The organism is Streptococcus sp. 27098_8_73, assembly GCF_041432495.1.
In the GTDB taxonomy this organism is placed as follows: domain Bacteria; phylum Bacillota; class Bacilli; order Lactobacillales; family Streptococcaceae; genus Streptococcus.
In genome coordinates, this window is record NZ_JAPVZT010000004.1 from 178,453 (window position 1) to 189,220 (window position 10,768).

At 44.8% G+C, this 10,768-nt stretch carries 14 protein-coding genes; 13 read left to right on the forward strand and 1 reads right to left on the reverse strand.

Features of this window, described 5'->3' with window-relative positions; translation table 11 throughout:
• Nucleotides 1-20 precede the first annotated feature (20 nt).
• The 9 genes from comGA to O3651_RS04505 all read left to right on the forward strand — a co-directional run bounded on the left by comGA (nt 21) and on the right by O3651_RS04505 (nt 5,968).
• Nucleotides 21-962, forward strand: coding sequence for a competence type IV pilus ATPase ComGA (gene comGA, locus O3651_RS04465; RefSeq protein WP_371609691.1), 942 nt, complete (start codon nt 21-23; stop codon nt 960-962).
• Nucleotides 910-1,926, forward strand: a complete 1,017-nt coding sequence (gene comGB, locus O3651_RS04470) for a competence type IV pilus assembly protein ComGB (protein ID WP_371609699.1) — start codon at nt 910-912, stop codon at nt 1,924-1,926. Before comGA ends, comGB begins: the two co-directional genes overlap by 53 nt.
• Nucleotides 1,923-2,240: a competence type IV pilus major pilin ComGC gene (gene comGC / locus O3651_RS04475; protein WP_125389788.1), complete on the forward strand. Its 318-nt coding sequence runs from the start codon at nt 1,923-1,925 to the stop codon at nt 2,238-2,240. The genes comGB and comGC overlap by 4 nt, the downstream gene beginning before the upstream one ends.
• Entirely contained in the window at nt 2,200-2,634 is a 435-nt protein-coding gene (comGD, locus tag O3651_RS04480; RefSeq protein WP_037586086.1) for a competence type IV pilus minor pilin ComGD, read from the forward strand. The genes comGC and comGD overlap by 41 nt, the downstream gene beginning before the upstream one ends.
• Complete coding sequence (gene comGE, locus O3651_RS04485) at nt 2,600-2,893, forward strand: competence type IV pilus minor pilin ComGE (RefSeq protein ID WP_371609692.1); 294 nt, start codon at nt 2,600-2,602, stop codon at nt 2,891-2,893. Before comGD ends, comGE begins: the two co-directional genes overlap by 35 nt.
• A complete protein-coding gene (gene comGF, locus O3651_RS04490) occupies nt 2,877-3,314 on the forward strand; it encodes a competence type IV pilus minor pilin ComGF (protein ID WP_005591538.1) in 438 nt (145 codons plus the stop codon). The genes comGE and comGF overlap by 17 nt, the downstream gene beginning before the upstream one ends.
• A complete protein-coding gene (comGG, locus tag O3651_RS04495; protein ID WP_371609693.1) occupies nt 3,295-3,693 on the forward strand; it encodes a competence type IV pilus minor pilin ComGG in 399 nt (132 codons plus the stop codon). Before comGF ends, comGG begins: the two co-directional genes overlap by 20 nt.
• 80 nt (nt 3,694-3,773) lie before the next feature.
• Entirely contained in the window at nt 3,774-4,739 is a 966-nt protein-coding gene (locus tag O3651_RS04500; RefSeq protein WP_371609694.1) for a class I SAM-dependent methyltransferase, read from the forward strand.
• A gap of 35 nt (nt 4,740-4,774) precedes the next feature.
• Entirely contained in the window at nt 4,775-5,968 is a 1,194-nt protein-coding gene (locus O3651_RS04505; protein ID WP_239191072.1) for an acetate kinase, read from the forward strand.
• Between the two features lie 306 nt (nt 5,969-6,274).
• Here the strand turns inward: O3651_RS04505 and O3651_RS04510 are convergent, their stop codons facing one another.
• Nucleotides 6,275-7,171 carry an RluA family pseudouridine synthase gene (locus O3651_RS04510; protein WP_371609695.1) on the reverse strand — a complete coding sequence of 299 codons (897 nt, stop codon included), beginning with the start codon at nt 7,169-7,171 and terminating at the stop codon, nt 6,275-6,277.
• Between the two features lie 151 nt (nt 7,172-7,322).
• On the opposite strand from O3651_RS04510, the gene pbp2a reads away from it, so the two are divergent.
• The 4 genes from pbp2a (at nt 7,323) to nusG (ending at nt 10,623) form a co-directional block, all read left to right on the forward strand.
• Nucleotides 7,323-9,545, forward strand: coding sequence for a penicillin-binding protein PBP2A (gene pbp2a / locus O3651_RS04515; protein ID WP_371609696.1), 2,223 nt, complete (start codon nt 7,323-7,325; stop codon nt 9,543-9,545).
• 60 nt (nt 9,546-9,605) lie between these two features.
• Nucleotides 9,606-9,758, forward strand: coding sequence for a 50S ribosomal protein L33 (gene rpmG / locus O3651_RS04520; RefSeq protein ID WP_015605910.1), 153 nt, complete (start codon nt 9,606-9,608; stop codon nt 9,756-9,758).
• A gap of 9 nt (nt 9,759-9,767) precedes the next feature.
• A complete protein-coding gene (gene secE / locus O3651_RS04525; RefSeq protein ID WP_061422082.1) occupies nt 9,768-9,947 on the forward strand; it encodes a preprotein translocase subunit SecE in 180 nt (59 codons plus the stop codon).
• A gap of 139 nt (nt 9,948-10,086) precedes the next feature.
• The gene (nusG, locus tag O3651_RS04530) at nt 10,087-10,623 is read left to right on the forward strand and encodes a transcription termination/antitermination protein NusG (RefSeq protein WP_005591544.1); all 537 of its coding nucleotides are present in this window, start codon (nt 10,087-10,089) and stop codon (nt 10,621-10,623) included.
• Nucleotides 10,624-10,768: the final 145 nt, after the last annotated feature.

Here is a 10,768-nt window from a genome sequence, read left to right on the forward strand (position 1 = left end):
TAGTAAGGTGAGGAGGACTTATGGTTCAAAAAATTGCAAAGGAAATGATTCAATTGGCTAGGCAGGAAGCGGCCCAAGATATCTATCTGATTCCCAAGAGCACCTGCTATGAGCTTTATATGCGGGTGGGTGATGAGCGGCGCTTCATTCAGACCTATGATTTTGATTTATTATCGTCAGTCATCAGCCATTTTAAGTTTGTCTCAGGCATGAATGTCGGGGAGAAGAGGCGCAGTCAGCTAGGTTCCTGCGATTATGATTGTGGAGAAGTGACGGTCTCGCTTCGTCTGTCAACCGTCGGGGATTACCGCGGTTATGAGAGCTTGGTGATTCGGCTCTTACATGATGAGGAGCGTGAGCTGCGTTTCTGGTTTGACAATCTGCCTGATCTTCGTAAAAAAGTAAATTCTCGCGGCCTTTATCTGTTTTCAGGGCCAGTTGGTAGTGGAAAGACGACGCTGATGCACCAGCTGGCTCAGATGAGATTTGGCCAACAACAGGTCATGTCTATCGAAGACCCTGTGGAAATCAAGCAGGAAAACATGCTCCAGCTTCAGCTGAATGAAACTATCGGGATGACCTATGACAGCCTCATCAAGCTGTCTCTGCGCCACAGGCCGGATCTCTTGATTATCGGGGAAATCCGCGACCAAGAAACGGCCCGAGCGGTGGTAAGGGCTAGTTTGACAGGGGCTACGGTCTTTTCAACTATCCATGCTAAGAGCATTCGCGGAGTGTATGAGCGCCTGCTAGAGCTGGGTGTCAGTGAGGATGAGCTACGCATGGTGTTACAGGGCGTTTGTTATCAGCGCTTAATCGGGGGAGGAGGTGTGATCGACTTTGTCAACCAAGACTATCAAAAGCATGAAGCCAGTCTCTGGAACCAGCAGATTGACCAGCTTTTTGCAGATGGACATATCACAGATGATCAAAGGCAGGCGGAAAAAATTATCTACGCCTAAGCAAAAGAAAATTATCGAGCTGTTCCGCAATCTCTTTACCAGCGGTTTTCATCTGTCGGAGATTGTTGATTTCCTACGGCGGAGTGCCCTTTTAGAGGAGGCCTATGTCGCGGAAATGCGTTCGGGTCTGGCTGCGGGTCAGTCATTTTCCCAGATTATGAAGCGTTTGGGCTTTTCAGATAATGTAGTCACCCAGCTATCTTTGTCAGAGTTGCATGGAAACCTAAATCTTAGTTTGGGTAAAATCGAGGATTATTTAGAAAATCTTTCGAAAGTCCGTAAGAAATTGATTGAGGTGGGGACTTATCCCTTGATGCTGCTTGGCTTTTTAGTGCTGATTATGCTAGGCTTGCGTAACTATCTCCTGCCTCAGCTGGACAGTCAAAATATGGCTACTCAGTTCATTCATTATCTACCGCAGATTTTTCTAGGAGGCGTTCTAGTGAATTGCTTGCTGATTTGCGGTGGCTGGTTCTATTATCGCAAGAGCTCTAAGATGAGTTTTTTCAGCCGTTTGGCTAAGTTTCCTTTTGTTGGCACCTTAGTGCGGGCTTATCTGACAGCCTACTATGCGCGTGAATGGGGCAATATGATTGGACAAGGGCTGGAATTAAGCCAGATCTTTCTCATCATGCAGGACCAGCCTTCTCAGCTCTTTCAGGAGCTGGGACGAGACTTGGAGGCGGCTCTAGGTGCTGGTCAGGGCTATGCCGAGAAGGTCGGTACCTATCCCTTTTTTAAGAAAGAATTGGCCTTAATCATCGAGTACGGAGAGGTCAAGTCCAAGTTGGGCGACGAATTGGAACTATATGCCGAAAAGACTTGGGAAGAGTTTTTCCTGAGAATCAATCGTGCCATGAATTTGATTCAGCCTCTCGTCTTTGTCTTTGTCGCCCTCGTGATCGTTTTACTTTATGCAGCCATGTTGCTGCCAATTTATCAGAATATGGAGATTCAATTATGAAAAAATTAAAAACTTTGAAGGTTAAAGCCTTCACTCTGGTGGAAATGTTAGTCGTTCTTTTAATCATCAGCGTCTTGATGCTCTTGTTTGTCCCGAATTTGACTAAGCAGAAGGATGCTGTTTCAGATACAGGCAACGCGGCTGTAGTCAAGGTCGTGGAAAGTCAGGCTGAGCTTTATGAATTGAAGAATGTTAATGAAAAAGCCACCCTAGGGAAATTAGTTGCCGATGGTCGGATTACCGAGAAGCAGGTGGCATCCTATAAGGCTTACTATGGAAAAAACAGCAGTGAAGCTCGTGCAGTTGCGGATTAAGGCTTTTACGCTGTTAGAAAGTCTCCTGGCTTTATTTGTGGTCAGTTTCATTTTATTAGGTCTATCTGGCTCTGTTCAGGCTGGTTTCAATCAAGTACAGGAGCAGCTGTTTTTCATGGAATTTGAGCATCTTTATCAGGAGAGCCAAAAGCTAAGTGTGGCTGGACATGAAAAGATAAAATTGACCATTTCGGAGCGCAACATCTCCAACGGCTATCAGCAAGTAGAATTTCCTAAGACCTTGCAGGAACATGCTCCCCAGACCATTCAGTTTGACCAGGCTGGCGGGAATTCTTCGCTCAGCAAGATTGTTTTTCAAACGGAGGATAAAAAGGTTGTTTACCAGCTTTATATGGGCAATGGAAAATTTAAAAAGACGACGAATGAAGGCTAGCATTTTGCTGGAGGCTCTGGTGGCAATGGCGGTTTTTGCGGCTATTGCCAGCCTCCTGCTTGGCCAGATTAATCAGTCGCGGCAGGAACAGACTCGCTTATTGCAGGAGGAGGAAGTGCTGCGGGTTGCTCGGATGGCCATGCAGACGGGGCAGGAAAGTCTGACAGTCAATGGCATCACAGTCCGTCAAGTCAAGACCGACCAGCAATTAACTGTCTACCACCAAGAGGAGAAGGTGCTCAGTGTTAAAAAACGTTAAAATCAAAGCTTTTACACTTTTAGAGACTCTAGTCGCCCTGCTGGTCTTGAGCGGTGGTATGTTGGTCTTTCAGTCGATGACCAAGCTTCTGGCTTTTGAACTGCGACATCAACAGGAAAATAAGCAGCAGGAATGGCTCTTATTTGTCGATCAGTTGGAGACAGAGCTATCGCGCAGCCAATTTGATCGGGTCGAAAACGACAAAATCTATGTCAAACAGGATGGCAAACATATAGCTTTGGGCAAATCTCGGAGTGATGATTTCCGCAAGACGGATGCTTCGGGACGTGGCTATCAACCCATGATCTATGGACTTAAAGCTGCTCCGGTCAGTCAGGAGGGGGACCTTGTTCGCTTTCGCTTCCGGTTTGAAAATAATTTAGAAAGAGAGTACATCTATCGTGTCCAAGATAAAAGTTAAGGCAGGCATCTTGCTTTATGCCCTCTTTATGGCAGCAGTCTTTAGCTTGCTCTTGCAATTTTATCTGAACCGGCAGGTGGCTAATCAGCGTCTCTTTCAAGCTAATCGGGAGCGGACAGAAGCCTATGCCTTGGCTGTTTTGACCAAGGAGACTGCCATAGAGGAGAGCGGGCAATTAGCCTTCGACCAAGGGAGCACCCATTATCGCAGGCAGGGAAATATGCTGGAAGTCAGCAGCCAACTCGCCAATCAGAAGAGTTATTCTTTCTATTTTGAGAGCAAGAAGGATCCAGAGAAGAAGGACAAAGAAGCTAAAGACTCCAAAGATACTAAAAAAACTAAAGCGCCCTCTCCTTCAACTGACAAGAGAAGCGACTAATATAAATGTAAAAGATTTGTAATCCGATAGCCCTTGGAAAGAGGGCTTCTTTTTGGTATCATAAGACAACGGAGGATGCCATGAAATTTGAAAAAATAGAACGAGCTTTTCATCTACTTTTAGAAAACGTGCAAAATATCCAAAATGTGCTGGGAACTAATTTCTATGATGCCTTGATTGAGCAGAATGGGATTTATCTGGACGGAGATACAGAATTACAAGAAATTCTGAAAAATAATGAGAAACTCCGTGCCCTGCATTTGACCAAGGAAGAGTGGCGTCGGGCTTATCAGTTTATTTTTATGAAGGCTTCTCAGACAGAGCCGCTCCAAGCTAATCATCAGTTTACACCTGATTCGGTCGGTTTCTTGCTGAGTTTTTTGATTGACCAGTTGGCCCAAGACGAGAGAGTCGATTTGCTGGAGATCGGCAGTGGAACAGGCAATTTAGCGGTGACTCTGCTCAACCACACACAAAAAAACATAGATTATCTGGGTCTAGAAATTGACGACTTGCTGATTGATTTGTCTGCTAGCATTGCCGAAGTCATGAATTCTAAGGCACACTTTGCTCAAGGAGATGCGGTACGGCCTCAGGTTCTGAAAGAAAGCGACTTGATTGTCAGTGATTTGCCAGTGGGCTATTATCCAGATGATGCCGTGGCGGCTCGTTATGAGGTTGCCAGTCCAGATGAGCATACTTACGCCCATCATCTCTTGATGGAGCAATCGCTAAAATATTTGAAACCGGGGGGCTATGCTATCTTTCTCGCGCCAAATAATCTGCTGACGAGCCCACAAAGTCACCTGCTGAAAAAATGGCTACTGTCTAGCGCTCAGCTCTTGGCAATGATTTCCCTGCCAGAAAAGATTTTCGCGAGCCGGCAGAATGCTAAGACGATATTTGTCCTGAGAAAACAAGGCGAATCAGACATCCAGCCGTTTATCTACCCTTTGCAGGACTTGCAAAGTCAGGATGAAATCTTAAAGTTTCGTGAAAGTTTTCAAAACTGGGTCAAAGTTAGTGAAATTCAAACAAATTTTTGATATAATAGTTTGAAAACGCTTAAAGAGGTGACGAGATGTCAAAAACTATTTCTATCAATGCTGGAAGTTCGAGTGTAAAATGGCAACTTTATTCAATGCCAGAAGAAAAGGTGCTGGCTAAAGGTTTGATTGAGCGGATTGGTCTCAAGGACTCAATCTCTACGGTTAAATTTGATGGTCGTTCTGAACGCCAAACCTTAGATATTGCTGATCATACACAAGCTGTGAAAATTTTATTGGATGATTTGAAACGGTTTGAAATTATTCAATCTTACGATGAAATCACAGGTGTTGGGCACCGTGTCGTAGCTGGAGGTGAGTATTTCAAAGAATCAGCTCTTGTGACTGACGATGTGTTGGAAAAGATTGAAGAGTTGTCTCTGCTAGCTCCTTTACACAATCCTGCCAATGCTGACGGTATCCGTGCTTTCAGGCAACTTCTTCCAGACATTACCAGTGTGGCTGTTTTTGATACATCATTCCACACAACCATGCCAGAAAAAGCTTATCGCTATCCATTGCCAACTAAGTACTACACTGAAAATAAGGTCCGTAAATACGGAGCACATGGAACTAGCCATGAGTATGTAGCCCACGAAGCTGCGAAACTTTTGGGTAAACCGATTGAAGAATTGAAACTCATCACTTGCCACATCGGAAACGGTGCTTCTATCACAGCAGTTGATAAAGGGCGCTCAGTGGATACTTCTATGGGCTTCACTCCTCTTGGTGGAGTTATGATGGGAACACGTACAGGTGACATCGATCCAGCGATTATTCCATACTTGATGCAACATACAGATGACTTCAACACGCCAGAAGATATCAGTCGAATTCTGAACCGTGAATCTGGACTGTTGGGCGTTTCAGAGAAATCAAGTGATATGCGCGATATTCATGAAGCTATGCGTGCGGGTGATGAAAAGGCATTATTGGCAAATGAAATTTTTGTGGATCGCATTCAAAAATACATTGGTCAGTATTTAGCTGTTTTAAATGGAGCAGATGCCATTATCTTTACAGCTGGTATCGGTGAAAACTCTGTGACCATCCGTCGAATGGTTATCGAGGGAATTTCTTGGTTTGGCTGCGATGTTGATCCAGAGAAGAATTTCTTTGGTGCCACAGGAGATATTTCAACAGAAGCTGCTAAAGTCAGAGTTCTGGTTATCCCGACAGATGAAGAGTTAGTCATTGCGCGTGATGTAGAACGCTTTAAAAATCAATAATCAAAAAGCTCAGCTAGGCTGAGCATTTTCTTGTGACTTTGTGATTATTCTTTGGTCAGATAGGATGATTCAAAACGAGGTGGAGGTGCTAGTAGTCAAAGATGGACTGGGGAGCAATTTGGCATAAGGCAGATGACCTATCAAGATAAGATTGCTGCTTGTTGATATCTGGCATGCTAAGTTGCTAGATAGAGGAGAAGAAAAAGACGATGTCCGGTAGGGAATCGTCTTTTTGGGGAAAATCCGTTTTTTGAAAGAATTGTGGCTAGTTGTCGATGTGGAGTATAAGTCTTGGGGACTTGGCAATCAGGCAAGATATCCCTTTTTAGCCTTGCTTTTGTGCCGTTTGATTTCTGCTTCAAAACTCTCTGACGGTGCTTCCACGTTGATGGTTTCTAGGGTGAATGGATGAGTCAATGTCAAGCGGTGGGCATGGAGCATGAGGCGACCTTGGGGTTGAGGATGGTAGAGAGGATCGCCGATGATGGGATGGCCGTGATGGGCGAGATGAACGCGGATTTGGTGAGTCCGTCCGGTTTTCAATTGACATTTGACCAGAGTCGTCTTTCCGAACTCCTTGAGTCGAGTTACATGAGTTTCGGCGTAGAGCCCCTTTTTCGGATCAACGAGGCGTTTCCGTCGGTCATGGCGATCGCGCCCAATTTTATCTTTGTAGACGGTAGTCTTGCTGGGGAATTTCCCTTGGGCAAGGGCCCAATATTCGCGGGCGATTTCTTTGTTTTCCAAGAGGCGGTTGAGAATGGGGAGGACAAAGGGATTTTTGGCAAACAGGATGGCGCCACTGGTTTCTTTGTCCAGCCGGTGGACGACATAGCAGGTCTGTCCGACATAGCTTGACACATGGTTGAGCAGAGCGACTTCTGTCGGCTCATTGCCGTGACTTTTCATGCCGTTTGGCTTGTTGACGATGATGAGATGCTCGTCCTGATAGAGCTCCTCGACCAGATGAGGTTGGCCAGCGGGAAGTTCTTTTTCTGGATAATCCTCTTTGTCAAAAGTTAGTTGAATGTTGTCGTCAGGCTTGACCAAGTTCTGCCAGTGGATGGATTCTCCGTTGACCAAGACGTGTTTTTTGGTTCGGAGAAAGTGACGAATTTTGCGAGGAATGAGCAGTTGGTCTTCTAGTAATTCTTTGACGGTCATCGGAGGCAGGCTTGCGGGGATGGTAATGGTAAATTTCATGTTTTCATTGTAGCAAAAACTAGCCCATTTGGGAATGCTTCGTTGGAAAGAGGAAAGGAGCTCTGCTATTTCCTTAAAGAAAGCTAAAAGGAGTAGAAAGTAGCGGAGTCGTGCCTTGTGTCTGCATGGATAAGGTGATAAAATATGTTTTATGAAGAAATTAAATGATATATTTGAAAAATTAGTCAATCTGTTTAAAACGGATCATCCTGAGAAGAAGGTTGCTGAGGAGCTGGAGGGTGAGACTCCTGAACCTAGATACAGTCGCTCAGGCAAGAGTCGGAAGAAGCCCCTGTCTCAGCATCCCTTCCGCCGCTTTTGGCGCCGGTTTCATCTGACCAAGATATTCTTGATTCTCGGCTTGACCTTTGGTCTGGTGGTTGGTGGCTATCTTTTTTATGTAGCTAAGACGACTAATGTCAAAGACTTGCAGAATGCTCTTAAAGCCACGACCTTGATCTATGATAAGGATGGAAATGAAGCGGGCAGCTTGTCTGGGCAAAAAGGAACCTATGTCGAATTGGATGCGATTAGTCAGGATTTGCAGAACGCTGTGATTGCGACAGAAGACCGATCCTTTTATAAGAATGGCGGGATTAACTACAGTCGCTTCTTTCTAGCCATTTTGACTGCGGGGCGTTCGGGTGGTGGCTCGACTATCACGCAGCAGTTGGCCAAAAATGCCTATCTTTCTCAGGATCAGACCATTGAGCGGAAGGCCAAGGAATTTTTCCTAGCTTTAGAGATTAACAAAAAATACAGCAAGCAGGAAATCCTGACCATGTACCTCAATAACTCTTATTTTGGAAATGGCGTTTGGGGAGTGGAAGATGCCAGCAAGAAATACTTTGGTGTATCTGCCAGCCAGCTCAGCTTGGATCAATCAGCGGTTCTAGCTGGTATGCTCAAAGGACCAGAACTATATAATCCCTTGTATTCGATTGAGAATGCGACCAACCGTCGTGACACCGTTCTTCAAAATATGGTGGCGGCAGGTTATATTGATCAGGCAACGGCGGATCAGGCTGCGACGGTTGGCATTGGAGGCCAGCTAGTCGATGCCTACGAAGGCAAGTCAGAAGACTATCGCTACCCATCTTATTTTGATGCGGTTATCAATGAAGCGGTCAATGATTACGGTCTGACGGAAGAAGAAATCGTCAACAACGGCTATCGTATTTACACTGAATTGGATCAAAATTACCAAGCCAGCATGCAGGTCATCTATAGCAATGTTGATCTCTTCCCGCTGGCTGAGGACGGGACGCGGGCCGAGTCAGGAAGCGTAGCGCTAGATCCTAAGACGGGTGGTGTTCGGGCTTTGGTTGGCCGTGTTAACAGTGCTGATGGCTCTGCTTTTCGGACTTTTAACTACGCGACTCAGTCTGCTCGTAGTCCAGGATCGACCATCAAGCCTTTGGTGGCCTACAGCCCAGCAATAGCAGCCGGTTGGTCAACGGATAAGGAACTAGATAATAGTCGGACCGTTTTTGGTGACTATAAGGTTAATAACTACGGCAATATCCAAAGTTCACCGACGGTTCCAATGTATCAAGCCTTGGCTGAATCCCTCAATATTCCCGCGGTTTCAACAGTGGACGAATTAGGCGTGAACAAGGCCTTTGAGTACGGCAAAAAGTTTGGTCTTAATATGGATAAGGTAGAACAGAATCTAGGTGTGGCTCTGGGAAGCGGAGTGACGACCAATCCACTTCAGATGGCACAAGCCTATTCAGTCTTTGCGAATGATGGAGTTATGAATGATGCCCATCTTATCACTAAGATAGAAAATGCTAGTGGTCAGGTTGTCAAAACCCACCGGCAGACTTCTACCCGCGTTCTCAATCGCTCAACCACAGAAAAGATGACCAGTATGATGCTGGGAACTTTCTCAAACGGAACGGGAGTTTATGCAGCTCCGTATGGCTATACAATGGCTGGAAAGACAGGAACAACAGAGACTGACTTTAACCCTGATCTGTCAGGAGACCAGTGGGTCATCGGCTATACACCAGATGTGGTTATCAGCCAATGGCTGGGCTTCCCTAAGACGGATGAAACTCACTATCTGACTGGTACGAGTGCCAATGAAGCTTCGGCTATTTTCCGCAATGTCGCCAACACTATCCTGCCTTATACAGAAGGAACTTCCTTCTCGGGTGAGAAAAATGCTTATGCTGAAAATGGAATTTCCCCAGTCGATACCTACGGTACTGGTCAAACGAATACGACTAGTGAAAATAAAGATTTCCTGAAAGATGTCCAAGAGCGGGCGCAAAACCTGGTAGATGATGCCAAGAAGGCTATCGATGAGTCTGGGATTACTGAAAAAGCCAAAAATCTCTGGGATACCATTACTGGCTGGTTCCATTAATCGTCTAAACAGCTTGTCAAAGAAGTAGAAAACTGCTATAATAAGGGGAATGGAGGCGTCATGGCATTAAAAAAAGCGAGTCTAGCGTGTACAGTTTGTGGGTCACGAAACTACTCAATCAAACTTAGTAGCACTCCAAAACCTACGCGTCTAGAAGTGAATAAATATTGTAAACACTGCAGTAAATACACACTGCATAAAGAAACCAGATAGGAGATAGTTGTGAAATTCATTAAAGATGTTTTCGTTTTGCTACGAGATACAACTTGGCCTACCCGTAAAGAAAGATGGACTGATTTCCTTTCCGTAATGGAATACACAGCATTCTTTGCTATTGTGATCTATATTTTTGATAAGGTAGTTGCCAGCGGTCTCTTCCGCATAATCAATATGTTTTCATAAGAAAGATAGAGTTGCCTAGGCAACTCTATTTGTCTGTAAAATATTTACCAAAATGCTTTGTAATTTTAGATTTTATGGTATAATAAGGCTAGATATCAAGCAGAAGCCCTAGGCTTTTTTATTTAGGAAAGGACAAAACATGGACAGTTTTGATAAAGGCTGGTTTGTACTGCAAACCTACTCAGGCTATGAAAACAAGGTAAAGGAAAATCTCTTGCAACGTGCCCAGACCTATAATATGCTGGAAAATATCCTGCGCGTGGAAATTCCGACTCAGACCGTGCAAGTCGAGAAAAACGGCAAGAGCAAGGAAGTCGAAGAAAACCGCTTCCCAGGTTATGTATTGGTTGAGATGGTTATGACGGACGAAGCTTGGTTTGTCGTGCGGAATACGCCAAACGTAACTGGATTTGTGGGTTCACACGGAAACCGTTCGAAACCAACCCCGCTCTTGGAAGAAGAAATCCGCAGCATTCTGATTTCTATGGGACAAACGGTTCAAGAATTTGATTTGGATGTCAAAGTGGGCGATACAGTTCGCATCATTGACGGTGCCTTTGCTAACTATACTGGCAAAATCACGGAAATTGACAATAATAAGGTCAAGATGATTATCTCTATGTTTGGAAATGACACGGTTGCAGAAGTCAACCTGAGCCAAATTGCTGAATTATAATTTTTGAATGCATAAAAAAGAGTCGGAAAGTATTTTCCGCTCTTTTTTGTTAGCAGCCCTGAGATTTTAGATAAAAGCTGGTCATTCTGGTCTCATTGCATTTCATTAAACTTGAGCAGTGACGTAAAAAATACAAACAAAAAAG